We start from the raw sequence: 26067 nt of genomic DNA on the forward strand, positions 1-26067 counted from the left end.
GTGTTGAACTCTAGCGGATTCCCGGGCCAGCACAAAAACGCGTTTCCGCAGCGTGCTGACCTGCGCGCCCTTCGTCACGCCCGGCGCGGGCTCCCGGAGGCTTCGAACGGCGTTCACCCGCCGTGTCCCCGAGGTCGCGCGGAGCCCCCGCCGCCCGCGCGCCCCGTGTTCCCCGGCGACCCGACCTAGACTCGTTGCGTGTACGACCTTGCTCCCCTGGCCCGCTTCGGCGGCCTCGTCGCGACCGACCTCCGGGACGTCACCCATGATCCCGGGGCCCTGGACTCCACCGGCTTCTGGGCCGTCTGCGCCGACTTCGAGGGCCGGCTCACCTGCGCCCGCTTCGGAGACGTCCGCAAGGCGCCGGTGCCCCCCGCCGTCCCCGGCGCGTGGGTCGGCCCCCGGCCCGGCGACTGGACGTCGTCGCTCGACCGCGCCGCGTACACCGCGGGCGTGCGCCGGATACGCGGGCACATCGCGCGCGGCGAGGTCTACCAGGCGAACCTCTGCCGGGTGATGAGCGCGCCGCTGCCCGACCCGGCCGCGGCCGACGTGGACGCCCTCACCGCGCTGCTCGCGGCCGGCAACCCCGCCCCGTACGCGGGCACGATCCGGCTGCCCGCGCACGGCGTGGAGATCGCCACCGCCTCGCCCGAGCTGTACCTCCGGCGCGAGGGCGACCGGGTCTCCTCCGGCCCCATCAAGGGGACCGGCCGGACCGCCGCGGACCTGCTGCCCAAGGACCACGCCGAGAACGTGATGATCGTGGACCTGGTCCGCAACGACCTCGGCCGCGTCTGCGAGACCGGCTCCGTCGCCGTCCCCGCCCTCTGCGAGCTGGAGGAGCACCCCGGCCTCGTCCACCTCGTCTCCACCGTCAGCGGGGTGCTGCGCGAGGACGAGGGCTGGCCCGGGCTGCTCGCCGCCACCTTCCCGCCCGGCTCCGTCACCGGCGCCCCCAAGTCCAGCGCCCTGCGCATCATCGAGGCCCTGGAGACCGCGCCCCGCGGCCCCTACTGCGGGGGCGTCGGCTGGGTGGACGCCGACAGCGGCCACGGCGAGCTGGCCGTCGGCATCCGCACCTTCTGGATCGACCGCCCGCAGGGCGTCCTGCGCTTCGGCACCGGCGCCGGGATCACCTGGGGCTCCGACCCCGAGCGGGAGTGGGAGGAGACCGAGCTGAAGGCCGCCCGGTTGGTCGCGATAGCGTCGGGCGCCTACGAGTCAGGCGCCCCGGACACCGACGTCGCGGGGGCGAGCGGAAAGGCCATCTCTCGATGAAGATCTGGGTCAACGGCGGGCTGCACGACGAGGAGACCGCCCGGGTCTCCGTCCTGGACCACGGACTGACCGTCGGCGACGGCATCTTCGAGACGGTCAAGGCCGAGCGCGGCGAAACGTTTGCGCTCACCCTGCACCTGGAGCGGCTGACCCGGTCCGCCCGCGGCCTCGGCCTGCCCGACCCCGACCTCGACGAGGTCCGCCGGGCCTGCGCCGCCGTCCTGGAGGCCAACCCGCTGGAGCTCGGCCGGCTCCGGATCACCTACACCGGCGGCCTCTCCCCGCTCGGTTCGGAGCGCGGCGACGCCGGCCCCGGCCTCGTCGTCGCCGTCGGCGGGACCTCCCGCCGCCCCGACACCACCGCCGTGGTCACCGTCCCCTGGACCCGCAACGAGCGCGGCGCCCTCACGGGCCTGAAGACCACCTCGTACGCGGAGAACGTCGTCGCCCTCGCCCGGGCGAAGGAGGCCGGTGCCACCGAGGCCCTGTTCGGCAACACCGTCGGACAGCTCTGCGAGGGCACCGGCTCCAACGTCTTCGTCGTGCTCGACGGCCGGATCCACACCCCGCCCGTCTCCTCCGGCTGCCTCGCCGGCATCACCCGCGCGCTGGCCGCCCGGTGGACCGGCGCCGTCGAGACCGACCTGCCGCTCGACGTCCTGGAGACCGCCGAGGAGGTCTTCCTCACCTCCACCCTGCGGGACGTCCAGGCCGTCCACCGGGTCGACGGGCGCGAACTCGCCGGCGCCCCCGGCCCGGTGACCGCCAAGGCCATGCGGATCTTCGAGGAGCGGGCCGCCGCGGACCGGGACCCCGAGCTCGGCTGAATCCGGATGACGGAAGCCCTCCGGGCGGGTAGAACACCCCTGATGACCACCACCCTGCGGCCGTCCGAGCCGCTTCAGCACTCCGCCGACGGCGGCCGTTCGCGCACCTACGACATCTGCGTGAACAGCCGCCGGGTCGGTTCCGTCCGCGTCGCCACCGATCCGAACTTCGGAGGCGCGGCGGGGCTGGTCGAACGGCTCCGGGTCGACGAGCCGGACCGGGGCCGCGGCCGGGGCACGGTGGCCGCGCTTGCCGCCGAGGAGGTGCTGCGCGGCTGGGGCTGCGCGGACGTGTCGATATCGGTGCCCGCCGAGGCGGCCGCCGCCCTCGCCCTGGCCCGCGCGCTCGGCTACGCGGAGCGCAGCCGGAACATGCTCAAGGAGCTCACCGGCGGGACGCCCGCGCCGCCGCCCGGCGTCGAGGCGCGGCCCATGACCGAGGAGGAGTTCGCGGTCTGGGAGGCACGGGCCAGGGACGCCTTCGCGCAGAGCTGGATCGACCGGGGCGTCCCCGAGGACCGGGCCCGCGCCAAGGCGGAGGCCAGCCACCGCGAGCTGCTGCCCGAGGGGCTCGCCGGTCCCGGCACGGCGATCCAGGTCGCCGTCGCCGGCGGACGGGTCGTCGGCCACGTCTGGACCGGCGTGCGGGAGCTGGAGCCGGGCGTGAGCGCCGGGTACGTGTACGACGTCGAGGTCGCCGCGGAGCACCGCGGCAAGGGCTACGGCCGGGCGCTGATGCTGCTCGCCGAGCGCGTGACGCGGGAGGCCGGGGAGACCCTGCTCGGACTGCACGTCTTCGCGGGCAACACCCCGGCGATCCGCCTGTACGAGTCGCTCGGCTACCGGACCACCCACGTCAACAGCTCCAAGCCGCTGCTCTGAGGGCCCGGCGCCGGGCTCCCCGGACCGGGCGGAGGTCAGCCGGCCAGGAGGCGGTCGGCGATCTCCTCGATCCGGGCGCGCAGACCCTCCTGGCTCTTGCCGCCGTCCAGGCGCTCCCCGCCGATGACGTAGGTCGGGGTGCCGGTGACCTTGAGGGCCTGGCCCTCGGCTTGGTCGGCGTCGACCGTGAGCAGGTGGCGGCCGTCGATCAGCGCGGTGTCGAACTCCTCGGCGTCCAGGCCGAGTCCGGCCGCGACCTCCAGGAGCACCGGCTCGCCCCGGTCGGCCAGGTCGGCGGTCCGGGCCAGCAGCGCCTCGGCGTAGGCCCAGCCCCGTCCCTGGTCGACCGCCTCCTCGGCGGCCTGGGCGGCGGCGTAGGCGTGCTTGTTCTTGGCGAGCGGGAAGTGGCGCAGCTGCACGTCGAGGCGGTCGCCGTACTTCGCGCGCAGCGCCTGGAGGTCGTCGAGGGCCTGGAAGCAGTCCGGGCACTGGAGGTCGAACCACGCCTCCAGGACGACCGGGGAGGGTGCGGTGGTGGAATCACTCATGAGCGGCAGTCTTCCAGCCGCGCCGCCCGGGTCCCTCATCGGCACCGCCCGGAGGGGCGACCGGGACCTGAGGAGGAGATCCCGTCCGGGACGACCCGGAGATCTCCCTGAGACGGGGCCGCGGGCGTGGCCCCCGGCGGCGGTGCCGGTGCAGGATGGAAGGGACGTATCACCCGGGAACTGGAGGATCGCATGCTCGCCGAGACCATCTGCTCCGCGTTGTCCGCGGCGGGCCTGGGCATCGCCGCGATCACGGCGTACCGGAAGAAGTACCTCTCCGCGGCACGGATCGCCGGCTGGTCGCTGGTCCCGCTGGGCCTGGTGATGACCGGCGCCGTCGAGTGGGCCTTCGACACCGTCTTCAGCCCGGTCGCCTGGGCCGGCTTCGGTGTGCTCGGGGCCGCCTGGCTGTTGCTGCTGACGACCCGGGGCGTCGAGCGGCGCCGGGGCGGCCGGAAGGCGGCCGGCGGGGGAGCGGAGCCCGCGGCGGTCGCGCCCGGTGCCTCGGCCCCGGCCCGGGACGCCCTGACCCGGCCCGCGGCCGCCGGACGGCCCCGCGGCGGAGACGCCGAGGACTTCAGCGACATCGAGGCGATTCTGAAGAAGCACGGAATCTGACCGCTTCTGGCCGTTGCCTGCCGGGCCGCGACCGGGCGCTGATCCGGAGATCCACGGGAAGGGATGAACCGCCCCGCACGGGGGCGGTTTCCGGTCTTTCCGGGGCGCGGGGTGCGCGATCATCCCCCCGAGATGCTGGAAACCTCGCGGGAACCCGCCCCCGCCTCCGCCGAGTCCGTCCCCGCCGCCGACCCTCCGCTCGACGAGCCGAGGGGCTGTCTCTTCGCGCTGTCGCAGCCACCGCTGATGATTTTCCTGACGGTGATCGGGGCGCTGCTCCTGATGGCGGCCCTGCACGACCTCTATGTGCTGTGAGGTCCGCGCCGGCCGGCGTCCGGCGGCCGGATCAGCCGCCGGCCTCCTTGCGCCGGGCCCGGTAGGCGGCCACGTGCAGCCGGTTGCCGCAGGTGCGGCTGTCGCAGTAGCGGCGGGAGCGGTTGCGGGAGAGGTCGACGAAGGCGCGGCCGCAGTCCGGCGCCTCGCACCGGCGCAGCCGCTCGCGCTCGCCCGAGACGACGATGAAGGCGAGCGCCATCCCGCAGTCGGCGGCCAGGTGGTCGGCGACCGAGGCGCCCGGCGCGAAGTAGTGCACGTGCCAGTCGTAGCCGTCGTGGTCGGTGAGCTGCGGGGTGGTGCCCGCGGCGGCCACCAGCTGGTTGATCAGCGGGGCCGCGATCCGCGCGTCGGGGGCGGAGAAGACGGCGGCGAAGCGGTCGCGGACCTCGCGGACGGCCCGCAGGTCCCCGGCGTCCAGGTCGCCCACGTCGCTGATCCGGTGCTCGCGCACGAAGACGCCCAGCGCGTCGAGGTCCGCGAGCGTGTCCTCACGGTCGCCCTGCGGGGCGGTGTTCATCAGATCGACGACGGTGTCGAGGGCGATCCGGGTGTCGTGGGGGATGAGCACGCTTCGCTCCCTGGCCGGCCGCGGGCGGGCGCCCGCGGACTGGCGACGACTCTAGCGCGCCCCGGAAAAGCGCGACGGCGCCCTTCACCGCGCCGGCTGCGTGGTGAGGAGCGCCTGGGGTCGAGCGGTCGTGGCTGCCCGCGCGGCGCCGTCGCCCCGAGTCGGACGGCGCCGTGCGGTCTGGTGCCCTGGCTCAGCTGTCGGCCAGGATGTGGGACAGCTCGGTATCGAGGTCGAAGTGCCGGTGCTCGGTGCCCGGTGGCACCGCGGCGTCGGTCCGCTTGAGGAACGACTCCAGGGCCCGCGCAGGGGCCTCGAGCAGGGCCTCGCCCTCGGGCGAGCTCAACGCGATGCAGACGACTCCCTGGCCGTGGCTACGGGAAGGCCAGACTCGGACGTCGCCCGTGCCGGTGGGCCGGTGCAGCCCCTCGGCGAGAAGGTCGCGGGCGAAGACCCACTCGACCGTCTCCTCGGCTCCGGTGTGGAAGGTGGCGTGCACGGCGTACGGATCCGCCGTGTCATACCGCAGGCCCGCGGGTACAGGCAGTGAGGACTCGCTCGACACAACGAGGCGCAGGTGCAGCTCGCAGCTCACCACGGTGTTCATAAGCGCCAGGGCCTTTCGCTCAGTGTGCGCTCGGGGATTCGCACGTCGGCGAAATCGACATGCCACCTCCGGTGCCGTTGTAAACCCCTCTGTCGTTTTTGTGGTCGTTCAGGTAGCTCGGACGGCGGTATGTAACTTTGGGTAATACCGCCATACCGGTGGGGCTGGTGAGTCGGGTAAATTGGCCCCATGAATGCGGAGAGTGACGAGCGTGCGCCCGAGCCCCAGCCCGCCGAGCAGGCCGAACTGGGATCCCGCGCCCCGGAGTTCATCAAGGCCCGCCGGGGCCTGCACCTGAGCTGGCAGGTCGGCGTCTTCATCGTCGGACTCGCCGTGATCGGAGCGGGCATCCTGATGCTCGTCTTCCCCGGACCCGGCTGGCTCGTCATCTTCGCCGGCATGGCGATCTGGGCGACCGAGTTCGTCTGGGCACAGATCGTGCTCCGCTGGACCAAGCGCAAGGTCACCGAGGCCGCGCAGCGCGCCCTCGACCCCAAGGTCCGGCGCCGCAACATCACCCTCACCGTCATCGGCCTGGTGATCATCGCCGCGCTGCTCGGCTGGTACCTCTGGAAGTTCGGCATCGTCATGCCCTGGAAGATCGACGAATGACCCGGGGACGGTTCGGAAGCCCCGCTGACATGCGGTAATGTTTGCGGTGCGCCGGGGCGATTAGCTCAGCGGGAGAGCACTTCGTTCACACCGAAGGGGTCACTGGTTCGATCCCAGTATCGCCCACCACCCGGTCCGAGGGCCTGGAGACGATCACCGTCTCCGGGCCCTCGGCGCGTCCCGGCCCCGGCTCACCGCATCCGGGCCAGCCGCTCGCGCAGCATCCGCGCCTCGCGCAGCCGCCGCTCGTACGTCGCCCCCACGGCGAGCAGCAGCAGGCCCGCGGCCGCCGGCGGCAACCAGCGCGGCAGCGCGCCGACCAGCTGCACCACGTACGGCGCCAGCTCGTGCGCCCCCACCAGGACCAGCGCCGTCCCGCCCAGCACCAGCGGCGCCTGGAGCCGGAACCGCGCCCCGAGCAGCGTCACCGCCAGCGCCCCCGCCCCCAGCAGCAGCGGACGCGTCCCGTACGGGTCCGACCACACCGCCGCCAGGCCCGGCACCAGCGTCACCGCGAGCCCCGGGCCGTACGCGGCCCAGGACGAGGCCTCCCGGTCCCGGCGCCGCCGCAGGAAGCCCACCACCAGCGCCGGCACCGTCACCGGCAGCGTGTACGCCTCCGGCACCGTCACGCCCCAGACCGCCAGCCGCACCCAGGCCGCGGCCAGGAACAGCGCGCCCGCCGTCCACGAGGCGGCCGGACGCCGCTCCGCCCGCAGCGCCGTCGCCGCCGCGATCACCCCGCCCAGCGCCAGCGCCAGGGCGAGCACCGCCGGACGCGGCACCGTGAGCGCCAGCGCCAGGGCGCCCACCGCCACCCCCGTCAGCTCAGCCGCGGCCGACCGGGCCCGGACCGCCAGCGCCGCCGTGCCCGCCGGCACGAGCAGCAGCACCAGCCCCGCCGCGGCCGCGGACAGCCCGGCTGCCGCGGCCCCGGCGCCCACCAGACCCGCCGCCGCGAGCACCGCCGCCCCGGCCGCCGTCCCGCGGACCGCCCCGCCGCCGAGCACCGCCGCCGCCGTGAACAGCGCCAGCAGCACGCCCAGCACCCCGAAGGTCGCCGCCCGCACGTCCAGCGCCAGGAGCAGCGCCGACACCGCCGAGGCCGTCCCGGCCGCCAGCCCCGTCCACGCGAGCAGCGCGCCCGGCGCCACCGGGACCACCGGCGCTGCGGTCATCGCCGTCCAGGACGCGCCCCAGGCGCCTTCCGGGCGCTCCGGCGCGGGCGCGGGCTCCGGTGCCCGCCCGGGCCGGTCGTGGGCGGGCCCACCGGGCCGCACCGCGAGCCCGAGCGCCCCGGCCGTCGCCACCAGCCGGACGGCGATCCCCGCCGCGTAGGGCAGCTCCAGCACGACCGGCAGCGCCATCAGCAGCGACCACCCGAGCGCCACCGAGCCCCACCGCCCCCACGGCCCTCCCGCCGTCGCCGCCGCGACCGCGCCGAGCAGCAGCACCAGGACCGCCGTCGCCGGCCAGTCCGCCAACGGCTGCGCCGCGTGCGACCCGGACCAGATCCCCCCGCTCCGGGCGGCCGGCCCCAGCAGCCCGGCCAGCACCGGCGGCAGCGCCCACAGCACGCCCAGGGCCGCGACCGCGCCCCCGGCGAGCCCGAACCCGCCCCGTACCGCCTCGGGGATCCACCCGGCGCGGACCGGGCGCCACAGCGCCGCCAGGGCCAGCCCGCAGACCACGTACACCGGCACCGCCCACTCCGACGCCAGTGCGGCCCGCGGCGGCCCGGCCACGGCCGCCACCGCCGCCAGGCCGGCCACCAGCGCGAGCGCCGAAGCCGCCGGACGGGCCGCCCGGGCCGCGTACAGGCACAGCGCGGCGCAGCTCAGCAGCAGCGGAGCGCCCGTCCACGGGTCGGTCAGCGACAGACCGGCGCCGGTCAGCAGCGCCCAGGCCGCCAGCACGCCCGCCGACACCCCCGCCGTGATCCGCACCTCGCCCCGCAGCGGGCGGCCGAGCACCAGCACGTCCGCCGCCGCCGTCACCGCCGCCGCCCACGCCACGACCGCCGGACCGCCGCCGGCCGCCAGCGCGCCCAGCGGCAGCGGCAGCTGCGCGGCCGCCACCGCGGCGGGCAGCGGCAGCCGCGGCCCCCGCAGCAGCCCGCCGTACCCGGCCCACACGCCCGCCAGGACCGCCGAGGCCGCCGCCGTGTAGCCGAGCCCGTCCGCCCCCGGCAGCGCCACCCGGTGCAGGGCGTACGCGTCGAGGACCGTCAGGACCAGACCCAGCGCGCCCACCGCCTCCGCCGTCGACGCCAGCCCCCGGCGCAGCAGCGCCGCCGGCGCCGCCAGCGCGGCCGAGGTCACCGCGAGCAGCACCGCCGAGCGCCCCGCGATGCCCATCGAACCCCAGCTCACCAGCGTGAACGCGAGGGCGGCGATGGCCAGCAGGGTCCCGCCCAGCGTCAGCAGCACGTTCTGCGCGCCGCGCGGCGAGGTCTCCGCGGGCGCCACGGCCCCCGGGAACGGCGGAGCGGCCGGCCGGCCGGACGGCGCGTACAGCACGCCCAGCAGCCAGGCCCGCCGGGCCAGCAGCTCGGCACGGCGCGCGTCGAGCCGGGCCAGCTCGGCGTCGACGCGCCGCAGCTCCTCGACGGGGGGCGGGTTCATGTCCATGCCCGGAGTGTCGCGCCGCGCCCCCGCGCGGGGAATGCGCGCTGCTACTCAGATCCGGCCCGAGTACCCACACTGGACCCATGGACTGGTGCCGGTACCGCTTCCGCAGCGTCTGGCGGCTCCCCGCCCCGCCCGACCGGGTCTACGCCGCCCTCGCCCGCGCCGAGGACTACCCCCTCTGGTGGCCCCAGGTCCGCGCCGTCGCCCCCCGCGACGACACCAGCGGCACCGCCCGCTTCCGCTCCCTGCTCCCGTACGACATCGAGGTCACCGTCCGCGCCCTGCGCCACGACCCGGCGGCCGGCGTCCTGGAGGTCCGGCTCGACGGCGACCTGGAGGGCTGGGCCCGCTGGACCCTCACCGCCGACGGCACCGGCACCCGCGCCCTGTACGAGCAGGAGGTGGAGGTCAGGGCCCGGCTGCTGCGCCTCCTCGCCGTCCCCGGCCGCCCCTTCTTCCGCGCCAACCACGCGCTGATGATGCGCGGCGGCAGACGGGGGCTCGCCGCGCACCTGCGCGCGCGATGAATTTGGAGCCCGGACCGGAATCCCTGTATGGTTCAACCCGTTCCCGGGCGATTAGCTCAGCGGGAGAGCACTTCGTTCACACCGAAGGGGTCACTGGTTCGATCCCAGTATCGCCCACCGGGAGAGGCCGGTCCGTCATCACGACGGACCGGCCTCAGCCTTTTCCGGCCCGCTCCTCACGCCGCCTTGCGCAGCTCCGGACGGAGCGGCCACGCCGGATCCACCAGCTCCGGCGTCCCCTGCCGCGCGAACCACGCCTGGAGGCCCCGCGCCTGCGCCGCGTGCCACACCGCCTGGAGGGTGTGCAGCTCCGCGGGCGACAGCCGCTCCAGCCGGGACGCGAACCGCCGCCCCACCGCCCGCACCACCTCCAGCGCCGCCGTGGCGTCCGCCGCCGCGTCGTGCGCCCCCTCCAGCTCCACCTCGTAGTGCGCGCACAGGTCCGTCAGCGTCCGGCGGCCCTTGCGGTACCGGTCCAGGTGCTTGTCCAGGACCCGCGGGTCGAGCACGCACAGCGAGGTGTGCTCCAGGTACCGGCCCAGCGTCGACGCCCGATGGCGCCTCAGCTCCCGGTCCAGGATGGTGAGGTCGAACGGCGCGTTCATCACCACCAGCGGCCGGCCCGCCGCGTTCTGCTCCGCCAGGGCGCGCCCCAGCTCCTCCATGACGGGCGACGGCCACCGCCCGTTCCGCTGGAGGTGATCGTCCGTCAGCCCGTGCACCGCCGTGGCCCCTTCCGGCACCGGTATGCCCGGGTTGACCAGCCAGCGGCTCACCCGGGGCCGCGCCCCGGCCGCGTCCTGGACGACGAGCGCGGCGGACACGATCCGGTCCTGCTCGACGTCCACTCCGGTGGTCTCCGTGTCGAAAGCGGCCAGGGGCCCTTCGTACCAGTTCGTCGTCATACCCGAACTCCTCGCACCCGCGCGGCAGATGGCCAACCCCCTGCCCCGAAGCGGTGATACCCGGACTGTTTGCGCCGTACGCGGACCGGTCACAACACAGGTGACGGGGGAAGGACGTTCACATGGCGCTCGCCCAGCCCGAGTCGGGAGGACTGCCGCCCCAGCGGGCGGCCCCGGCCCGCGGTTCACTCGCCACCACCGCCTGCATGGAGACCCTCCAGGTGGGATACCTGCACGCCGTCGCCGCCGCGGCGGGCTGCTCGCTCGCGCAGCCCTTCCCGGACAACGGCGTCGACTGGCACGTGAGCCACGGCTCGCCCGGACACACCGTCGACGACGAGGTCACCATCAAGGTGCAGCTCAAGTGCACCTACCAGCTGCCGGCACGCCCGGCGGGAAACACCTTCCCCTTCACCCTCGACAACGACCACCTGGTGAAACTGGCCCGGACCCCCGTGGCGGTGCACAAGATCCTGGTCGTGATGATCGTCCCGAGAGACCCGGAGGACTGGCTGAGGTCGAGCCACGACCGGCTCGACCTGCGGCACTGCTGCTACTGGATGAACCTGGCCGGGCACCCGGTCACCGGACGCCGCCGGACCACCGTGCGCGTCCCCACGGCACGGATCTTCGACGACCGGGCGCTCTGCGAGATCATGACCCGGGTCGGCCGGGGAGGGAGACCCTGATGCACCGACCGATCGACGAACCCGGACACGGCGCGGGGGACGGGGCCGGCCGCGGCCCCGTCCCACCGCCCTGCCGGCCCCACCCGGTGCCCCCCGCCGACACCGGCGGCCGGGGGGCGCCGGGCGACGGCGTGCCCGACCCCGGCCGGGTCGACCCTCGCGTCCTCGGCGCCCTCCTCGCCCGCCACGGCTGGCAGCGCCGGGGCGGGGCCGCCGGCCGCTACGGCCGCTGGACCCCGCCCGGGAGCCGGCCGGGAAGCGGCGGCACCAGCCTGCTCGTCCCCGACACCCTCGCCTTCCCCGACTGCGAGGACCTGATCGGCGAGGCCCTCACCGCCCTCGCCCGCAGCGCCACGCCCTCCGCCCGCGAGGTCCTCACCGGCCTCGCCGTCCCCAGCGACGAGATCCGCTGGTGGCGCGAGGTGCCCCCGGGCCCGGCCGGCACCGTGCCCTGGCCCGTCCAGGAGCAGCTGCGCTCCGCCGCCCGCAAGATCCTCCTCGCCGGCGCCCTCGCCGTGCGCGGCCGGGCCGGCTACCACGGCTCCCGGCACCGGGCCGCCGCCCGGGCCGCCCTCGAACCCGTCGTCGTCGGCACCGACCCCGGCGGCCGCGCCCTCACCGCCTTCCTGCCCGTCCCGCCCGGCCGGCCCGTGGCCGTGCGGCTCCACCACGCCCTGCACGCCGCCCGCGAGGCCGTCGACTACCAGCGCGCCACCGGCGGCATGGAGGCCTTCGACTCCGCCGTCGGGGCCGGTGTGAGCCGTGAGCTCACCGAGGCGCTCGTCGCCCTCGTCCGGGGGACCGAAGGCGCCCGCGTCGCCCTCGCGTGGGCACCGGCCGCGGGCGTCCCCGAAGGCTGCGCGGCCCGGCCCGAGCCCGTCGAGTTCTCGCCCGGCGACCTGCCCGCGCTGCGCGAGGCGAGCGCCCGCTACCTCACGGACGAGCCCTCCGTCCCGGTGCGCCTCACCGGTGCCGTCGTCCGGATGCGCCGCTCCGGGCCGCGCGGCGAGGGCCGGGTCAAGCTCCGCGTCCTCGGCGGCGCGGACGTCGGCCACGTCCGGGTCACCCTGGACGAGGAGGCGTACCGCACCGCCGGCCACGCCCATCTCGTCGGCCTTCCCATCCGGGTCGTCGGCCGGCTGGAGAGCCGCGGCGGCTTCCGCCGCCTCACCGGCGCCTCCGGGGTGGTCCCGGTGCAGGTGGACGAGGCGGAGCGGGACCGGCTGATGAAGTCCCTCCAGGGGGCCGACGGGGACGCGGACTTCTTCGAGGAGGCGTGCGGGCCGGAGGAGGAGCGGTGAGCGGGGCGCGGCCGGGCCCGTAAGATCGAGGGGACGCGGCACCTCGTCTCTGCCGCGCGCCGCCGGCGCCGGCACCTCGTGTCTGCCAGCGCCCCGATGCATGGAGTACCCGTGTCCGAAGTCCGTGTGACCGTCCCGACCGCCTCAGGACCCGAGGAGAGGACGGTGAGCGCGGGCACCACGGCCGGCGCCCTGTTCGCCGACGACCGCACCGTCATCGCCGCCCGTGTCGCGGGCGAGCTGAAGGACCTCTCGTACGAGCTCGTCGACGGTGACGTCGTCGAGGGCGTCGAGATCTCCTCCGAGGACGGCCTGAACATCCTGCGCCACTCGACCGCGCACGTGATGGCGCAGGCCGTGCAGGAGCTCTTCCCCGAGGCCAAGCTGGGCATCGGCCCGCCGGTCCGTGACGGCTTCTACTACGACTTCGACGTCGAGAAGCCGTTCACGCCCGAGGACCTCAAGGCCGTCGAGAAGAAGATGCAGGAGATCCAGAAGCGCGGCCAGCGCTTCTCCCGCCGCGTCGTCACCGACGAGGCCGCCCGCGAGGAGCTCGCCGACGAGCCGTACAAGCTGGAGCTCATCGGCATCAAGGGCTCCGCGTCGACCGACGACGGCGCGAACGTCGAGGTGGGCGGCGGCGAGCTGACCATCTACGACAACCTCGACGCCAAGACCGGCGAGCTGTGCTGGAAGGACCTCTGCCGCGGTCCGCACCTGCCCACCACCCGGAACATCCCGGCGTTCAAGCTGATGCGGAACGCGGCCGCCTACTGGCGCGGCAGCGAGAAGAACCCGATGCTCCAGCGCATCTACGGCACCGCCTGGCCGTCGAAGGACGAGCTGAAGGCGCACCTCGACTTCCTCGCCGAGGCCGAGAAGCGCGACCACCGCAAGCTGGGCAACGAGCTCGACCTCTTCTCCATCCCGGACGAGATCGGCTCCGGGCTCGCCGTCTTCCACCCCAAGGGCGGCATCATCCGCCGGGTCATGGAGGACTACTCGCGCAAGAAGCACGAGGAGCACGGGTACGAGTTCGTCTACTCGCCGCACGCCACCAAGGGCGCCCTCTTCGAGAAGAGCGGCCACCTGGACTGGTACGCGGAGGGCATGTACCCCCCCATGCAGCTCGACGGTGGTACCGACTACTACCTCAAGCCCATGAACTGCCCGATGCACAACCTGATCTTCGACGCGCGCGGACGCTCCTACCGTGAGCTGCCGCTGCGCCTGTTCGAGTTCGGCACCGTGTACCGGTACGAGAAGTCCGGCGTCGTGCACGGCCTGACCCGGGCCCGGGGCTTCACCCAGGACGACGCGCACATCTACTGCACCCGCGAGCAGATGGCCGAGGAGCTGGACCGCACCCTCACCTTCGTGCTCGACCTGCTCCGCGACTACGGTCTGAACGACTTCTACCTGGAGCTGTCCACCAAGGACCCGGAGAAGTTCGTCGGCTCCGACGAGGTGTGGGAGGAGGCCACCGCCGTCCTCCAGCAGGTCGCCGAGAAGCAGGGCCTGCCGCTCACCCCCGACCCGGGCGGCGCCGCCTTCTACGGCCCGAAGATCTCGGTGCAGGCGCGGGACGCCATCGGCCGCACCTGGCAGATGTCGACCGTCCAGCTCGACTTCAACCTGCCGGAGCGCTTCAACCTGGAGTACACCGCCCCGGACGGCACCAAGCAGCGCCCGGTCATGATCCACCGCGCCCTGTTCGGTTCCATCGAGCGCTTCTTCGCGGTGCTCCTGGAGCACTACGCGGGCGCCATGCCGCCGTGGCTGGCCCCGGTGCAGGCGGTCGGCATCCCGATCGGCGACACGCACGTGGACTACCTGCAGGAGTTCGCCGCCGACGCGAAGAAGAAGGGCCTGCGGGTCGAGGTGGACTCCTCCTCGGACCGCATGCAGAAGAAGATCCGCAACCAGCAGCGCCAGAAGGTGCCGTTCATGATCATCGTCGGCGACGACGACATGAACGCCGGCACGGTCTCCTTCCGCTACCGCGACGGCTCGCAGGAGAACGGCATCCCGCGGGACGAGGCGCTGGCCAAGCTCGTCGACGTGGTGGAGCGCCGCGTCCAGGTGTGACGTGGTCCCCGCGCGAGCGGGGATTCAGGCCCCCGGGGGATCCCCCCGGGGGCCTTCGCCGTTCCCCGGCTTCTCGTCCTCCCTGGTGAACGCCTGGATCAGCCAGGACGAGAAGGAGCCCGTCACCGCGCCCAGCAGGGCCAGGCCGCAGGCCATCAGGCCGACCGCGACCACCCGGCCGATGGGGGTCACCGGGGTCACGTCGCCGTAGCCGACCGTCGCCAGGGTGGCGCAGGCCCACCAGACCGAGTCGCCGAAGGTGACGATCGAGGCGCCGGGGGCGTCCACCTCGTGGTGGTAGACGGTGAGCGCGGCGGCGAAGCCGAGCAGGGAGACCGAGAGGCCGGAGTAGACCATGACCCGGGCGTAGAGGCTGAGCCGCGGCTGGTCCCGGCGCCGCTGGACCCGGTCGTAGAGGGTCACCATCCGGACCGGGCGCAGCAGCGGCAGGACCAGGACGACCGTGTCCAGGAGGTGGGTGCGGACGAAGCGGAGCGGGCGCTGGCCGCTGAGCCGGAGCCGTACCGCGTAGTCGGCGATGAAGACCGCCCAGGCTCCGAGGACCACCCCGACGCAGAGGTCCACCCCGAGCCGGGGGAGGTGGTCGCGGGCGAGGACCCGGACCGCGTACCCGGCGAGGTAGGCGGCGGAGGCCACGGCGAGCGGCAGCTCCATGCGGTGGTCCCAGCGTTCCTGCCGGGGCGGTTTCGGGGGCCTTTCGCTCATCGGATCAGGATCACCCGGGGCGGCTTCCCGCGCCCCGCCGACACGTTCCGAACGGGCGACGCCATATGCTGCACAGCATGACGACTGAGCCGGAACAGCAGATCGGAGTGGGGGCGCCGGACGCGTTCCAGCGCCTGTGGACGCCTCACCGGATGGCGTACATCCAGGGGGAGAACAAGCCGACCGGGCCGGGGGCCGACGACGGCTGTCCGTTCTGCTCGATCCCGGCGAAGTCGGACGAGGACGGGCTGGTGATCGCCCGCGGCGGAAGCGTGTACGCGGTCCTCAACCTGTACCCGTACAACGGCGGGCACCTGATGGTCGTCCCGTACCGGCACGTCGCCGACTACACGGACCTGGACGCGGCGGAGACGGCCGAGCTGGCCGACTTCACCAAGCGGGCGATGATCGCGCTGCGGGCGGCCTCGGGTGCCCACGGCTTCAACATCGGCATGAACCAGGGCGCCGTCGCGGGCGCCGGGATCGCCGCGCACCTGCACCAGCACGTGGTGCCGCGCTGGGGCGGGGACACCAACTTCATGCCGGTCGTCGGTCACACCAAGGTGCTGCCGCAGCTCCTGGCCGACACCCGGAAGATGCTGGCCGACGCCTGGCCGGCCACGGTCTGAGCCGTCGTCTCCGTACGGCCCCGGGGCGCGCGCCCCGGGGCCGTACGGCGTCACGCGTCGTAGACGTCGGCCTTCTTCGGGCCGGGGTCCTGCACGCCCCCGCCGAGGACGAGGGAGCGGTTGGTGAAGCGCTCGGTGTCGACGTTGTGCTCGTCGAGGAAGCGGATCGTCGCGGTGTGGACGGCGCGCAGCACCGGCGTGGCCATGCGGATGGCGTCGTCGGCCATGAAGCGGTTCTTCCAGAGCGGCCCGGCCCACACGTGCCGCAGGCCGAAGGGCTCGGGCAGGCTCATCTTGCCGCCGAGGAAGTCCAGGACCGGCGGGTACCAGGTGAGCGGGGCGCGGACGGCGAGCCGGACGATGTCGTCGGCGAGGAGCAGCGGCTGCGCGATCTCCTTGGTCTCCCAGAAGCGGACGGACTTGGAGACCTCCTTGGTCTTCGCCTTGGGCTTGGTGGTGAAGAGGCCGTGGACGGGGCCGAGGGCGTGGCCGGTGACCTCGATGCGCAGGGTGTGGTGGAGCGAGGTGACGGTGACCATCATGGTCAGCACCACGTTCCCGTCCCAGAGGGTGAACTGGACGCCCAGGTAGTGGCGGTTGCCGGCGCCGAACTGCTGCTCGTTGCAGATCCGCTGTATCTCGTGCGGCTTGACCTGGTAGTGGACGATGTTGTCGCCCTCGGGGCGGCTGACCTCGTCGGCCCCCTCGCCCACGGGGGAGACGATCCAGTGCTTCACGGTCGGCTTGGGGAAGCCGCTCTTGAGGGAGCCGCGCTCCAGCAGGGTGAGCTGGTCGTGGATCTTGCGGACCAGGTCCCAGGCGCGGAAGTCGTGCATCTCCAGGCCGGCCACCGGGACCAGCTCCTCGGCCAGCGTCCAGCTGCCCCAGCGGGTGCCGAGGCCGAGGATGCCCTTGGGCCCGGCGTAGAAGACCACGTTGGACTGCTGCTCGGCGGAGAGCTTCTCCAGGTTGAGCCGCAGCTCCTCGGCGGACTTCTCGCCCGGGTCGGTGGGGACGGACTTGGGCACGTGGGCGCCGACCCCGCCGCCGCTGAGCAGACCGGTCCAGCGCTCGCGGAGGTCCACGGCGGTGTTGAGGCAGATCCGGCCCGCGAGGTACCAGCCGATGACCGGGGCGACCATCATCGCCCGCAGGTAGTTGGTCAGCAGGCCGTCGAAGGGGAGCTTGAGGAGGATGAGCACGACGACGATGCCGAACGCCCAGAGCAGGACGGTGCCGAGGACGCTGGACCGCTTGTTCTCCGAGCCGGCGGCGATGCGGCGCAGGTGGATGAGGCCCAGCCAGAGCAGCAGGCCGGGCAGGAACAGCACGCCGCAGAAGAAGGTGACCAGGGTGAGCTTGATGTCGCGCTGCCGGCGGATGTGGGTGGCGGCCAGGCAGTGCTCGACGATCGGCTGGGGCTCGGCGCCGAAGGACTGGATGAGGGCCTTGCGGCCGCCGCCGAGCATCCGGACCTGCACGGCGCGGGAGAACGCCTCGCCGAGGTCGGGGCGGAACAGCTTCTCCCACTTCCCCTTCTTGACCCCGGTCTTGTAGTGCTCGTTGTCGGCTTCCTGGATGGTCTCCAGGGGGCTGTCCCGGTACGCGGCCGAGGCCAGCGCGTTCGTCGCCCCGGTCAGGCCGCTGCCGCCCTGGAGGGGGACCTGTGCCCCCGGTCCGAAACCGTCGATCGCCACTTCCGCCCCCATCACCGCGAGTACCCGTGCGGGCCGATCCCGACTGCCGTGCCCGGCGACGCCTGCCGCACGCGGCACCACAGCGTAACCGGGCGGCGTGGTATGCGTCACGGGCTGTGGACAACCGGGGCCGGAACCCGTCCGCCCGGTCGCGGCCGGGCGGACGCGAACCGCTGTCGGCGCGTCAACTAGGAGCGCTTTCCGGCCTGTTCGCGGAGGCGTTCGGCGAGCTGAGGGGGCATCGGTTCGTGCCGGGCGTAACTGCGGTCGAAGCGGCCCGTGCCGTGCGAGACGGACCGCAGGTCGATCGCGTACCGCCCGATCTCGATCTCGGGGACCTCGGCCCTGACCACCGTCCGGCCCGGGCCCGCCTGGTCGGTGCCGACCACCCGGCCGCGCCGCCCCGACAGGTCGCCCATCACCGCGCCCACGTACTCGTCGGGGACGAGCACCCGCACCTCCGCGACCGGCTCCAGGAGGTGGACCGGAGCCCCGGCCGCCGCCTCGCGCAGCGCGAGCGCCCCGGCCGTCTGGAAGGCGGCGTCGGAGGAGTCCACCGAGTGGGCCTTGCCGTCCTTGAGGGTGACCCGGACGTCGACCAGCGGGTGCCCGGCGGCGACGCCCCGCGCGGCCTGGGCCCGTACGCCCTTCTCGACGGAGCCGATGAAGGGGCGGGGGACCGCGCCGCCGACCACCTTGTCGACGAACTCGACGCCGCTGCCCGGCGGCAGCGGTTCGACGTCGATCTCGCAGATCGCGAACTGCCCGTGCCCGCCGGACTGTTTGACGTGCCGGCCGCGGCCGGAGGCGGGGGCGCCGAAGGTCTCGCGCAGCGGCACCCGGTACGGGACGGCGTCGACGCGCACGCCGTAGCGGCCGCGCAGCCGCTCCAGGACGACGTCCTGGTGGGCCTCGCCCAGGCACCACAGCACGACCTGGCCGGTGTCCTGGTTCTGTTCGAGGCGGAGGGTCGGGTCCTCGGCGACCAGCTTGGCCAGGCCCTGCGAGAGCCGGTCCTCGTCGGCCTTGCCGTGCGCCTCCACGGCGAGCGGCAGCAGCGGTTCGGGCATGGTCCAGGGCGCGATCAGGAGCGGGTCGTCCTTGGCGGAGAGGGTGTCGCCGGTCTCGGCGTGCCCGAGCCGGGCCACGCAGGCGAGGTCCCCGGCGACGCAGTGCGCCATCGGCCGCTGCTGCCTGCCGAAGGGGGAGGTGAGGGCGCCGACCCGTTCGTCGGCGTCGTGGTCCTCGTGGCCCCGGTCGGCCAGGCCGTGCCCGGAGACGTGCACGGTCTCGTCGGGGCGCAGTGTGCCGGAGAAGACCCGGACGAGGGAGATCCGCCCCTGGTAGGGGTCGGCGGCGGTCTTCACGACCTCGGCGACCAGCGGCCCGTCGGGGTCGCAGGCCAGTGGCGGCCGGGGCTCGCCCGAGGGGGTGGTGACGGCCGGCGGCTCGTGCTCCAGCGGGGAGGGGAAGCCGCGGGTGATCAGCTCCAGGACCTCGACCGTGCCGAGGCCCTGTCCGCCGCCCCCGGCGGCGGGGGCGGCGGCGAGCACGGGGTGGAAGCCGCCCCGTGCGACCGCCTTCTCCAGGTCGCCGACGAGGGTTCCCAGGTCGATCTCCTCGCCGCTCAGGTAGCGGTCCATGAGGGTCTCGTCCTCGCTCTCCGCGATGATCCCCTCGATGAGCCGGGCCCTCGCCGGGGCGATCGTCTCCCGCTCCGCGTCGCCGGGCTCCCGCTCGGCGCGCTCGCCCGTGGAGTAGTCGTGGACCCGCTCCGAGAGGAGGCCGATCAGGCCGGTCGCGGGGGCGTGCCCGTCGGAGCCCTCGGGGCCGTGCACCGGCAGGTAGAGGGGGAGCACGGCGTCGGGGTCGTCGTGGCCGAAGAGTCCGGCGCAGACCCCGGTCAGCTCGTCGAAGCCGGTGCGGGCGGTGTCGAGGTGGGTGACGACGATGGCGCGGGGCATGCCGACGGCCGCGCACTCCTCCCAGACCATCCGGGTGGAGGCGGCGACGGCGTCGGCCTCCTGGGCGGCCGAGACGACGAAGAGGGCCGCGTCCGCGGCGCGCAGACCGGCCCTCAGCTCTCCGACGAAGTCGGCGTATCCGGGGGTGTCGAGCAGGTTGATCTTGAAACCGTCCCAGCCGACCGGGACGAGGGAGAGCTGGACGGAGCGGTGCCGGCGGTGCTCGATCTCGTCGTGGTCGGAGACGGTCGCCCCGTCCTCGACCCGGCCGGGCCGGGTCAGCGCCCCGGCGGTCTGCGCGAGCGCCTCGACGAGCGTCGTCTTGCCCGCTCCGCTGTGGCCGACCAGCACCACGTTCCGTATCTCCGAGGGCCGGTCGGCCGTCGGTGCCCTGCCGGCGGCTCCGGCGGGGGTGTGCGCCTTGTCGCCCATGGTGTCCTCCCGGCTGTGCGGCGGTGAGGGGGAGCGGGCGCGGGGGAGCGGCATCGCGGTGCGGCTCCTGCGGTGCCCGCGGCGTGCTCCTTCGAGCTTTGCACCGACGCCGGGACGCGTCCATCCGTCGTGCCCCGGTGGGCCCCCCGGGGTACGCCGACGCGGCGGGGTGGGTGCGCTCCCGTGCCGCGCCACGCGCGTGGCTACGATGGGTGAGCCGGTGGTCATGGGACCGCGCGGCCCGCCGAAACCTCGGGAAGGCCATGCTGAACAAGTACGCGCGTGCGTTTTTTACGCGTGTCCTCACACCGTTCGCCGCGTTTCTGCTCCGCCGGGGCGTCAGCCCCGACGCCGTGACGCTGATCGGCACGGCGGGAGTGGTCGCCGGAGCGCTGGTCTTCTTCCCCAGGGGCGAGTTCTTCTGGGGCACGATCGTGATCACGCTCTTCGTCTTCTCCGACCTCGTCGACGGCAACATGGCCCGGCAGGCCGGGATCTCCAGCCGCTGGGGCGCCTTCCTCGACTCGACCCTCGACCGGGTCGCCGACGGGGCGATCTTCGGGGGCTTCGCGCTCTGGTACGCGGGCAAGGGCGACGACAACGTGCTCTGCGCGGTGTCGATCTTCTGCCTGGCCAGCGGTCAGGTCGTCTCGTACACCAAGGCGCGTGGCGAATCGATTGGCCTGCCGGTCGCGGTCAACGGCCTGATCGAACGGGCCGAGCGGCTGGTGATCTCGCTGGTCGCCGCCGGTCTCGCCGGACTGCACGCCTTCGGCGTGCCGGGGATCGACGTGCTGCTGCCCATCGCCCTCTGGGTGGTGGCCGTCGGCTCGGCCGTGACCCTGGGGCAGCGGGTCGTGACGGTACGCAGGGAATCGGCCGAGGCGGACGCCGCCGCGGCCGCCGGGGGGAGCGGGACGCCATCGTGAGCACGCTGAAGGACAAGGTGACCGACGGCCTGTACGGGCTCGGCTGGGCCACCGTCAAGAAGCTTCCGGAGCCGGTGGCCAAGGCCCTCGGCCGGAAGATCGCCGACACCGCGTGGAAGCGCCGCGGCAAGGGCGTCCTCCGGCTGGAGGCCAACCTCGCGCGCGTGGTGCCCGACGCCACGCCGGAGCGGCTCGCCGCGCTGTCGAAGGCGGGCATGCGCTCGTACATGCGCTACTGGATGGAGTCCTTCCGGCTTCCGACCTGGAGCAGGGAACGGGCCGAGAACAGCTTCTCGCTCAAGGACGCGCACCACCTGAAGGACGGCCTGGCCTCCGGCCGGGGCGTCGTCCTCGCCCTGCCCCACATGGGCAACTGGGACCTGGCCGGCGTGTGGGTGACCCGCGCGCTCGGCGTGCCCTTCACCACCGTCGCCGAGCGGCTCAGGCCCGAGTCCCTCTACGACCGCTTCGTCGCCTACCGCGAGTCCCTCGGCATGGAGGTGCTGCCGCACACCGGCGGCGCCGCCTTCGGCACCCTGGCCCGGCGGCTGCGCGCCGGCGGGCTCGTCTGCCTGGTCGCCGACCGGGACCTGTCCGCCTCCGGCGTCGAGGTCTCCTTCTTCGGCGAGGCCGCCCGGATGCCCGCGGGACCGGCCATGCTCGCCCTCCAGACCGACGCGATCCTGCTGCCGGTGACCCTCTGGTACGACGACTCCGACGTCATGCGCGGACAGGTGCACGCGCCCGTGGAGGTACCCGGGTCAGGCACCCGGGCCGAAAAGGCGTCCCTCATGACACAGGCCCTCGCCGACGCCTTCGCCGGGGCCATCGCGGACCACCCCGAGGACTGGCACATGCTCCAGCGCCTCTGGCTGGCCGACCTGGAGGAGCGCACTTCGTGAGGATCGGCATCGTCTGCCCGTACTCCTGGGACGTACCGGGCGGCGTCCAGTTCCACATCCGCGACCTCGCGGAGCACCTGATCCGGCTCGGGCACGAGGTCTCCGTCCTCGCCCCCGCCGACGACGACACCCCGCTGCCGCCGTACGTGGTCTCCGCCGGGCGGGCCGTGCCCGTGTCGTACAACGGCTCGGTGGCGCGGCTCAGCTTCGGTTTCCTGTCCGCCGCGCGCGTGCGGCGCTGGCTGCACGACGGCACCTTCGACGTCGTCCACATCCACGAGCCGACCTCGCCCTCGCTGGGGCTGCTCACCTGCTGGGCGGCGCAGGGCCCCATCGTGGCCACCTTCCACACCTCGAACCCGCGCTCGCGGGCGATGCTCGCCGCCTACCCGATCCTCCAGCCGGCGCTGGAGAAGATCAGCGCCCGGATCGCCGTCAGCGAGTACGCGCGCCGGACGCTGGTGGAGCACCTCGGCGGCGACGCCGTCGTCATCCCCAACGGCGTCGACGTCGACTTCTTCGCCCGCGCGGAGCCGAAGGCACAGTGGCAGGGCGAGACGCTCGGCTTCATCGGCCGCATCGACGAACCCCGCAAGGGCCTGCCGGTCCTGATGAAGGCCCTGCCCCGGATCCTCACCGAGCGCCCCGGCGCCCGGCTCCTGGTCGCCGGGCGCGGCGACGAGGAGGAGGCGGTGGCCTCGCTGCCGGCCGGGATGCGCTCCCGGGTGGAGTTCCTCGGCATGGTCAGCGACGAGGACAAGGCACGGCTGCTGCGCAGCGTCGACGTGTACGTGGCGCCCAACACGGGCGGCGAGTCCTTCGGCATCATCCTCGTCGAGGCGCTGTCGGCCGGAGCGCCGGTCCTCGCCTCCGACCTGGACGCCTTCGCGCAGGTCCTCGACCAGGGCGCGGCCGGCGAACTCTTCGCCAACGAGGACGCGGACGCGCTGGCGGACGCGGCGGTCCGGCTGCTCGGCGACGGAGCCCGCCGCGCCGAGCTGAGCGCGCGCGGCTCCGCCCATGTGCGGCGCTTCGACTGGTCGACGGTCGGCGCGGACATCCTGGCGGTGTACGAGACGGTCACGGACGGCGCGGCGGCGGTCGACACGGACGAGAAGGCGGGCGGCCTCCGGGCCCGGCTGGGCCTGTAGATCCAGGGGCCCGCCCGTCCGCCCACCTGCCCGCCCACCTGCCCGTCCGCTCCGCCGGCGCGGGCGCGGGGCGGGCCCACGCCGCGGCGGGCGGGTCCGGTACGCCCGTGACCGCGGCCTTCGGGAAGGTGCGCCGGCCCCGCCCGGGTAGCCTGTGCGCCCGTGACCGAAACCCTGATCTGGACCGTCGTCGCGCTGATCTTCATCGGCGTCTACCTGAGCTGGACCGCCGGACGGCTCGACCGGCTGCACACCCGCATCGACGCGGCGCGCGCCGCGCTCGACGCCCAGCTGCTGCGGCGGGCCTCGGTCACCCAGGAACTGGCCACCTCCGGCGTCCTCGACCCGGCCGCCTCGATCGTCCTGTACGAGGCCGCGCACGCCGCCCGGCAGGCCGAGGAGGACCACCGCGAGGTCGCGGAGAGCGAGCTGAGCCAGGCCCTGCGCGCGGTCTTCGGCGAGCCCGAGCAGGTGGAGCTCGTACGGGAGGCGCCCGGCGGCGAGGAGGCCGCGGGGGAGCTGGCCGCCGCCGTCCGCCGGGTCCCGATGGCCCGCCGCTTCCACAACGACGCCGTCCGCGCCGCCAGGGCGCTGCGCCGCCACCGCAAGGTCCGCTGGTTCCGCCTCGCGGGCCACGCGCCCTTCCCGATGGCCTTCGAAATGGACGACGAACCGCCGGTGGCCCTGGCAGATCGCCCTTCGTGATCCACTCCGGCCTCGGATTCGCGCGAAAAGGATCCACAGCCTGCACATTGGCCCTTGCTGTGGACCGCTCCCGGATTGTTTCCTCGCTCTAGTCGTCAACGTCCCGTTGAACCCGTTGTCACGAGTGAGGTCCCCGTGTCCAGCTCCACCACCCCCCAGTCCCCCGAGACCGGCACCGCGCGCGTCAAGCGCGGCATGGCCGAGCAGCTCAAGGGCGGCGTGATCATGGACGTGGTCAACGCCGAGCAGGCGAAGATCGCCGAGGACGCCGGCGCCGTGGCCGTCATGGCCCTGGAGCGGGTCCCCGCGGACATCCGCAAGGACGGCGGCGTGGCCCGCATGTCCGACCCGAACATGATCGAGGAGATCATCGGCGCGGTCTCCATCCCGGTGATGGCCAAGTCCCGCATCGGCCACTTCGTCGAGGCCCAGGTCCTCCAGTCCCTCGGCGTCGACTACATCGACGAGTCCGAGGTCCTCACCCCGGCCGACGAGATCAACCACTCCGACAAGTGGGCCTTCACCACCCCCTTCGTCTGTGGCGCCACCAACCTGGGCGAGGCCCTGCGCCGCATCGCCGAGGGCGCGGCCATGATCCGCTCCAAGGGCGAGGCCGGCACCGGCAACGTCGTCGAGGCCGTCCGCCACCTGCGCCAGATCAAGAACGAGATCGCCAAGCTGCGCGGCTTCGACAACAACGAGCTCTTCGCCGCCGCCAAGGAGCTGCGCGCGCCGTACGAGCTCGTCAAGGAGGTCGCCGAGCTCGGCAAGCTCCCCGTCGTCCTCTTCTCCGCCGGTGGCGTCGCCACCCCCGCCGACGCCGCGCTGATGCGCCAGCTCGGAGCCGAGGGCGTCTTCGTCGGCTCCGGCATCTTCAAGTCGGGCGACCCGGCCAAGCGCGCCGCCGCCATCGTGAAGGCCACCACCTTCTACGACGACCCGAAGATCATCGCGGACGCCTCCCGCAACCTGGGCGAGGCCATGGTCGGCATCAACTGCGACACCCTCCCCGAGTCCGAGCGCTACGCCAACCGGGGCTGGTAAGCACCGATGAGCAGCACCCCCGTGATCGGAGTCCTGGCTCTCCAGGGCGACGTACGGGAGCACCTGATCGCCCTGGCCGCGGCGGACGCCGTGGCCAGGCCGGTCCGGCGCCCCGAAGAGCTCGCCGAGGTCGACGGCCTGGTCCTCCCCGGTGGCGAGTCCACCACCATCTCCAAGCTGGCCGCGCTCTTCGGCCTCATGGAGCCGGTCCGCGAGCGGATCGCCGCGGGCATGCCCGTGTACGGCACCTGCGCCGGCCTGATCATGCTCGCCGACAAGATCCTCGACCCGCGCTCGGGCCAGGAGACCTTCGGCGGCATCGACATGATCGTCCGACGCAACGCCTTCGGGCGGCAGAACGAGTCCTTCGAGGCCGGAGTCACCGTCACCGGAATAGACACCCCCGTCGAGGGCGTCTTCATCCGTGCCCCGTGGGTGGAGTCCGTCGGCGCCGGGGTCGAGGTGCTCGCCGAGCACGAGGGCCACATCGTCGCCGTCCGCCAGGACAAGGTCCTCGCCACCTCCTTCCACCCCGAGCTCACCGGCGACCACCGCATCCACGAACTCTTCGTGGACATGGTGCGCGCGGAACGGTGACGTGATCCCGGTAGGATCGCTGGGGTTCGTTCAAGAAGTTGGTTACGCGAAGGAGACAGGCAGATGTCCGGCCACTCTAAATGGGCTACGACGAAGCACAAGAAGGCCGTGATCGACGCCAAGCGCGGCAAGCTCTTCGCGAAGCTGATCAAGAACATCGAGGTCGCCGCCCGTACCGGCGGTGCCGACCTGGACGGCAACCCGACGCTGTTCGACGCCGTGCAGAAGGCGAAGAAGCAGTCGGTCCCGAACAAGAACATCGACTCGGCGCTCAAGCGCGGCGCGGGCCTCGAGGCCGGCGGCGCCGACTACGAGACGATCATGTACGAGGGCTACGGCCCGAACGGCGTCGCGGTCCTCATCGAGTGCCTCACCGACAACCGCAACCGCGCCGCCTCCGACGTGCGCGTCGCCATGACCCGCAACGGCGGTTCGATGGCCGACCCGGGCTCCGTCTCGTACCTGTTCAACCGCAAGGGCGTCGTCGTGCTCCCCAAGGGCGACCGGTCCGAGGACGACATCCTGGAGGTCGTCCTCGACGCGGGCGCCGAGGAGGTCAACGACCTCGGCGAGTCCTTCGAGGTCATCAGCGAGGCCACCGACCTGGTCGCGGTGCGCACCGCGCTCCAGACGGCCGGCATCGACTACGACTCGGCCGACTCCAGCTTCGTCCCGACCATGCAGGTCGAGCTCGACGAGGAGGGCGCGCGCAAGATCTTCAAGCTGATCGACGCGCTGGAGGACAGCGACGACGTGCAGAACGTCTTCGCCAACTTCGACGTCAGCGACGAGGTCATGGAGAAGGTCGACGCCTGATCGCGGCCTTCCGCGCAGCGGGCCGACGGGGGACACGCCCCCCGTCGGCCCGCTGC

At 73.7% G+C, this 26067-nt stretch carries 26 protein-coding genes and 2 tRNA genes; 20 read left to right on the top strand and 8 right to left on the bottom strand.

The window, feature by feature from the left end:
* Positions 1 to 198: 198 nt before the first annotated feature.
* From ACF1ED_RS18140 to ACF1ED_RS18150, 3 genes are read left to right on the top strand one after another with little or no spacing between them, the layout of a single operon-like run.
* Positions 199 to 1281 (top strand): chorismate-binding protein, encoded by a 1083-nt coding sequence (locus tag ACF1ED_RS18140; RefSeq protein ID WP_391761523.1) that lies wholly within the window; start codon positions 199 to 201, stop codon positions 1279 to 1281.
* A complete protein-coding gene (locus tag ACF1ED_RS18145) occupies positions 1278 to 2108 on the top strand; it encodes an aminotransferase class IV (protein WP_391761525.1) in 831 nt (276 codons plus the stop codon). The genes ACF1ED_RS18140 and ACF1ED_RS18145 overlap by 4 nt, the downstream gene beginning before the upstream one ends.
* 42 nt (positions 2109 to 2150) lie before the next feature.
* Positions 2151 to 2990 (top strand): GNAT family N-acetyltransferase, encoded by an 840-nt coding sequence (locus ACF1ED_RS18150; RefSeq protein ID WP_391761527.1) that lies wholly within the window; start codon positions 2151 to 2153, stop codon positions 2988 to 2990.
* Between the two features lie 35 nt (positions 2991 to 3025).
* Here ACF1ED_RS18150 and ACF1ED_RS18155 read toward each other — a convergent pair whose 3' ends face one another.
* Positions 3026 to 3538: a DsbA family protein gene (locus tag ACF1ED_RS18155; protein ID WP_391761529.1), complete on the bottom strand. Its 513-nt coding sequence runs from the start codon at positions 3536 to 3538 to the stop codon at positions 3026 to 3028.
* Between the two features lie 192 nt (positions 3539 to 3730).
* On the opposite strand from ACF1ED_RS18155, the gene ACF1ED_RS18160 reads away from it, so the two are divergent.
* The gene (locus ACF1ED_RS18160) at positions 3731 to 4156 is read left to right on the top strand and encodes a hypothetical protein (protein WP_391761531.1); all 426 of its coding nucleotides are present in this window, start codon (positions 3731 to 3733) and stop codon (positions 4154 to 4156) included.
* A 132-nt stretch (positions 4157 to 4288) separates the two neighbouring features.
* Positions 4289 to 4471, top strand: a complete 183-nt coding sequence (locus tag ACF1ED_RS18165) for a hypothetical protein (protein ID WP_351112900.1) — start codon at positions 4289 to 4291, stop codon at positions 4469 to 4471.
* 31 nt (positions 4472 to 4502) lie between these two features.
* Here ACF1ED_RS18165 and ACF1ED_RS18170 read toward each other — a convergent pair whose 3' ends face one another.
* Both ACF1ED_RS18170 and ACF1ED_RS18175 read right to left on the bottom strand, forming a co-directional pair.
* The gene (locus ACF1ED_RS18170; protein WP_391761533.1) at positions 4503 to 5060 is read right to left on the bottom strand and encodes a CGNR zinc finger domain-containing protein; all 558 of its coding nucleotides are present in this window, start codon (positions 5058 to 5060) and stop codon (positions 4503 to 4505) included.
* 193 nt (positions 5061 to 5253) lie between these two features.
* A complete protein-coding gene (locus tag ACF1ED_RS18175) occupies positions 5254 to 5667 on the bottom strand; it encodes an SsgA family sporulation/cell division regulator (RefSeq protein WP_030493555.1) in 414 nt (137 codons plus the stop codon).
* 189 nt (positions 5668 to 5856) lie between these two features.
* Here ACF1ED_RS18175 and ACF1ED_RS18180 point away from each other — a divergent pair, with 189 nt between their 5' ends.
* Both ACF1ED_RS18180 and ACF1ED_RS18185 read left to right on the top strand, forming a co-directional pair.
* A complete protein-coding gene (locus tag ACF1ED_RS18180; RefSeq protein ID WP_391761536.1) occupies positions 5857 to 6279 on the top strand; it encodes a TIGR02611 family protein in 423 nt (140 codons plus the stop codon).
* 54 nt (positions 6280 to 6333) lie between these two features.
* Positions 6334 to 6408 (top strand) — tRNA-Val (locus ACF1ED_RS18185).
* A gap of 62 nt (positions 6409 to 6470) precedes the next feature.
* On the opposite strand, the gene ACF1ED_RS18190 is transcribed toward ACF1ED_RS18185, so the two are convergent.
* Positions 6471 to 8909, bottom strand: coding sequence for an SCO7613 C-terminal domain-containing membrane protein (locus tag ACF1ED_RS18190; RefSeq protein WP_391761538.1), 2439 nt, complete (start codon positions 8907 to 8909; stop codon positions 6471 to 6473).
* An 80-nt stretch (positions 8910 to 8989) separates the two neighbouring features.
* Between ACF1ED_RS18190 and ACF1ED_RS18195 the strand changes: the two genes are divergently transcribed.
* Entirely contained in the window at positions 8990 to 9436 is a 447-nt protein-coding gene (locus ACF1ED_RS18195) for an SRPBCC family protein (protein ID WP_391761540.1), read from the top strand.
* A gap of 45 nt (positions 9437 to 9481) precedes the next feature.
* Positions 9482 to 9553 (top strand) — tRNA-Val (locus ACF1ED_RS18200).
* A gap of 59 nt (positions 9554 to 9612) precedes the next feature.
* On the opposite strand, the gene ACF1ED_RS18205 is transcribed toward ACF1ED_RS18200, so the two are convergent.
* Positions 9613 to 10341, bottom strand: coding sequence for a 3'-5' exonuclease (locus ACF1ED_RS18205; RefSeq protein WP_391761542.1), 729 nt, complete (start codon positions 10339 to 10341; stop codon positions 9613 to 9615).
* A gap of 122 nt (positions 10342 to 10463) precedes the next feature.
* Here ACF1ED_RS18205 and ACF1ED_RS18210 point away from each other — a divergent pair, with 122 nt between their 5' ends.
* The 3 genes from ACF1ED_RS18210 to thrS all read left to right on the top strand — a co-directional run bounded on the left by ACF1ED_RS18210 (position 10464) and on the right by thrS (position 14419).
* The gene (locus ACF1ED_RS18210; protein WP_391761544.1) at positions 10464 to 11030 is read left to right on the top strand and encodes a DUF4365 domain-containing protein; all 567 of its coding nucleotides are present in this window, start codon (positions 10464 to 10466) and stop codon (positions 11028 to 11030) included.
* Complete coding sequence (locus ACF1ED_RS18215; RefSeq protein ID WP_391761546.1) at positions 11030 to 12331, top strand: hypothetical protein; 1302 nt, start codon at positions 11030 to 11032, stop codon at positions 12329 to 12331. Before ACF1ED_RS18210 ends, ACF1ED_RS18215 begins: the two co-directional genes overlap by 1 nt.
* Positions 12332 to 12442: 111 nt before the next feature.
* On the top strand, positions 12443 to 14419 hold the full coding sequence (gene thrS, locus ACF1ED_RS18220; protein ID WP_391761548.1) for a threonine--tRNA ligase: 1977 nt from the start codon (positions 12443 to 12445) through the stop codon (positions 14417 to 14419).
* Positions 14420 to 14443: 24 nt separating this feature from the next.
* Here thrS and ACF1ED_RS18225 read toward each other — a convergent pair whose 3' ends face one another.
* The gene (locus ACF1ED_RS18225) at positions 14444 to 15145 is read right to left on the bottom strand and encodes a potassium channel family protein (protein WP_391761550.1); all 702 of its coding nucleotides are present in this window, start codon (positions 15143 to 15145) and stop codon (positions 14444 to 14446) included.
* 65 nt (positions 15146 to 15210) lie between these two features.
* Between ACF1ED_RS18225 and ACF1ED_RS18230 the strand changes: the two genes are divergently transcribed.
* Entirely contained in the window at positions 15211 to 15774 is a 564-nt protein-coding gene (locus ACF1ED_RS18230) for an HIT family protein (protein WP_391761552.1), read from the top strand.
* 50 nt (positions 15775 to 15824) lie between these two features.
* Here the strand turns inward: ACF1ED_RS18230 and ACF1ED_RS18235 are convergent, their stop codons facing one another.
* A complete protein-coding gene (locus tag ACF1ED_RS18235; RefSeq protein WP_391761554.1) occupies positions 15825 to 17483 on the bottom strand; it encodes a hypothetical protein in 1659 nt (552 codons plus the stop codon).
* 176 nt (positions 17484 to 17659) lie between these two features.
* Positions 17660 to 19867, bottom strand: a complete 2208-nt coding sequence (locus tag ACF1ED_RS18240; RefSeq protein WP_391761896.1) for an elongation factor G-like protein EF-G2 — start codon at positions 19865 to 19867, stop codon at positions 17660 to 17662.
* Positions 19868 to 20130: 263 nt separating this feature from the next.
* Between ACF1ED_RS18240 and pgsA the strand changes: the two genes are divergently transcribed.
* The 7 genes from pgsA to ACF1ED_RS18275 all read left to right on the top strand — a co-directional run bounded on the left by pgsA (position 20131) and on the right by ACF1ED_RS18275 (position 26011).
* Positions 20131 to 20796 (top strand): phosphatidylinositol phosphate synthase, encoded by a 666-nt coding sequence (pgsA, locus tag ACF1ED_RS18245; RefSeq protein WP_391761556.1) that lies wholly within the window; start codon positions 20131 to 20133, stop codon positions 20794 to 20796.
* Entirely contained in the window at positions 20793 to 21698 is a 906-nt protein-coding gene (locus tag ACF1ED_RS18250) for a phosphatidylinositol mannoside acyltransferase (RefSeq protein ID WP_391761558.1), read from the top strand. Before pgsA ends, ACF1ED_RS18250 begins: the two co-directional genes overlap by 4 nt.
* Positions 21695 to 22849 carry a glycosyltransferase family 4 protein gene (locus tag ACF1ED_RS18255; RefSeq protein ID WP_391761560.1) on the top strand — a complete coding sequence of 385 codons (1155 nt, stop codon included), beginning with the start codon at positions 21695 to 21697 and terminating at the stop codon, positions 22847 to 22849. Before ACF1ED_RS18250 ends, ACF1ED_RS18255 begins: the two co-directional genes overlap by 4 nt.
* 162 nt (positions 22850 to 23011) lie before the next feature.
* Positions 23012 to 23554 (top strand): hypothetical protein, encoded by a 543-nt coding sequence (locus ACF1ED_RS18260; protein WP_043228051.1) that lies wholly within the window; start codon positions 23012 to 23014, stop codon positions 23552 to 23554.
* A 135-nt stretch (positions 23555 to 23689) separates the two neighbouring features.
* On the top strand, positions 23690 to 24598 hold the full coding sequence (gene pdxS, locus ACF1ED_RS18265) for a pyridoxal 5'-phosphate synthase lyase subunit PdxS (protein WP_169092686.1): 909 nt from the start codon (positions 23690 to 23692) through the stop codon (positions 24596 to 24598).
* Positions 24599 to 24604: 6 nt separating this feature from the next.
* Entirely contained in the window at positions 24605 to 25195 is a 591-nt protein-coding gene (pdxT, locus tag ACF1ED_RS18270) for a pyridoxal 5'-phosphate synthase glutaminase subunit PdxT (protein ID WP_391761563.1), read from the top strand.
* A 63-nt stretch (positions 25196 to 25258) separates the two neighbouring features.
* Positions 25259 to 26011 (top strand): YebC/PmpR family DNA-binding transcriptional regulator, encoded by a 753-nt coding sequence (locus ACF1ED_RS18275; RefSeq protein WP_391761565.1) that lies wholly within the window; start codon positions 25259 to 25261, stop codon positions 26009 to 26011.
* Positions 26012 to 26067: the final 56 nt, after the last annotated feature.

Origin of the sequence: Streptomyces sp. NPDC014656 (assembly GCF_043084305.1) — a bacterium.
Classification (GTDB): domain Bacteria; phylum Actinomycetota; class Actinomycetes; order Streptomycetales; family Streptomycetaceae; genus Streptomyces.

What these genes read in the sequence shown, in the direction of transcription:
- ACF1ED_RS18155 (WP_391761529.1), bottom strand. Translation starts at nt 3,538, where the DNA reads ATGAGTGATTCCACCACCGCACCCTCCCCGGTCGTCCTGGAGGCGTGG.
- ACF1ED_RS18165 (WP_351112900.1), top strand. Translation starts at nt 4,289, where the DNA reads ATGCTGGAAACCTCGCGGGAACCCGCCCCCGCCTCCGCCGAGTCCGTC.
- ACF1ED_RS18275 (WP_391761565.1), top strand. Translation starts at nt 25,259, where the DNA reads ATGTCCGGCCACTCTAAATGGGCTACGACGAAGCACAAGAAGGCCGTG.
- pdxT (WP_391761563.1), top strand. Translation starts at nt 24,605, where the DNA reads ATGAGCAGCACCCCCGTGATCGGAGTCCTGGCTCTCCAGGGCGACGTA.
- ACF1ED_RS18160 (WP_391761531.1), top strand. Translation starts at nt 3,731, where the DNA reads ATGCTCGCCGAGACCATCTGCTCCGCGTTGTCCGCGGCGGGCCTGGGC.
- ACF1ED_RS18240 (WP_391761896.1), bottom strand. Translation starts at nt 19,867, where the DNA reads ATGGGCGACAAGGCGCACACCCCCGCCGGAGCCGCCGGCAGGGCACCG.
- ACF1ED_RS18195 (WP_391761540.1), top strand. Translation starts at nt 8,990, where the DNA reads ATGGACTGGTGCCGGTACCGCTTCCGCAGCGTCTGGCGGCTCCCCGCC.
- ACF1ED_RS18205 (WP_391761542.1), bottom strand. Translation starts at nt 10,341, where the DNA reads ATGACGACGAACTGGTACGAAGGGCCCCTGGCCGCTTTCGACACGGAG.
- ACF1ED_RS18235 (WP_391761554.1), bottom strand. Translation starts at nt 17,483, where the DNA reads ATGGGGGCGGAAGTGGCGATCGACGGTTTCGGACCGGGGGCACAGGTC.
- ACF1ED_RS18145 (WP_391761525.1), top strand. Translation starts at nt 1,278, where the DNA reads ATGAAGATCTGGGTCAACGGCGGGCTGCACGACGAGGAGACCGCCCGG.
- ACF1ED_RS18230 (WP_391761552.1), top strand. Translation starts at nt 15,211, where the DNA reads ATGCTGCACAGCATGACGACTGAGCCGGAACAGCAGATCGGAGTGGGG.
- ACF1ED_RS18175 (WP_030493555.1), bottom strand. Translation starts at nt 5,667, where the DNA reads ATGAACACCGTGGTGAGCTGCGAGCTGCACCTGCGCCTCGTTGTGTCG.
- ACF1ED_RS18150 (WP_391761527.1), top strand. Translation starts at nt 2,151, where the DNA reads ATGACCACCACCCTGCGGCCGTCCGAGCCGCTTCAGCACTCCGCCGAC.
- ACF1ED_RS18180 (WP_391761536.1), top strand. Translation starts at nt 5,857, where the DNA reads ATGAATGCGGAGAGTGACGAGCGTGCGCCCGAGCCCCAGCCCGCCGAG.
- pgsA (WP_391761556.1), top strand. Translation starts at nt 20,131, where the DNA reads ATGCTGAACAAGTACGCGCGTGCGTTTTTTACGCGTGTCCTCACACCG.
- ACF1ED_RS18225 (WP_391761550.1), bottom strand. Translation starts at nt 15,145, where the DNA reads ATGAGCGAAAGGCCCCCGAAACCGCCCCGGCAGGAACGCTGGGACCAC.
- ACF1ED_RS18210 (WP_391761544.1), top strand. Translation starts at nt 10,464, where the DNA reads ATGGCGCTCGCCCAGCCCGAGTCGGGAGGACTGCCGCCCCAGCGGGCG.
- ACF1ED_RS18215 (WP_391761546.1), top strand. Translation starts at nt 11,030, where the DNA reads ATGCACCGACCGATCGACGAACCCGGACACGGCGCGGGGGACGGGGCC.
- ACF1ED_RS18190 (WP_391761538.1), bottom strand. Translation starts at nt 8,909, where the DNA reads ATGGACATGAACCCGCCCCCCGTCGAGGAGCTGCGGCGCGTCGACGCC.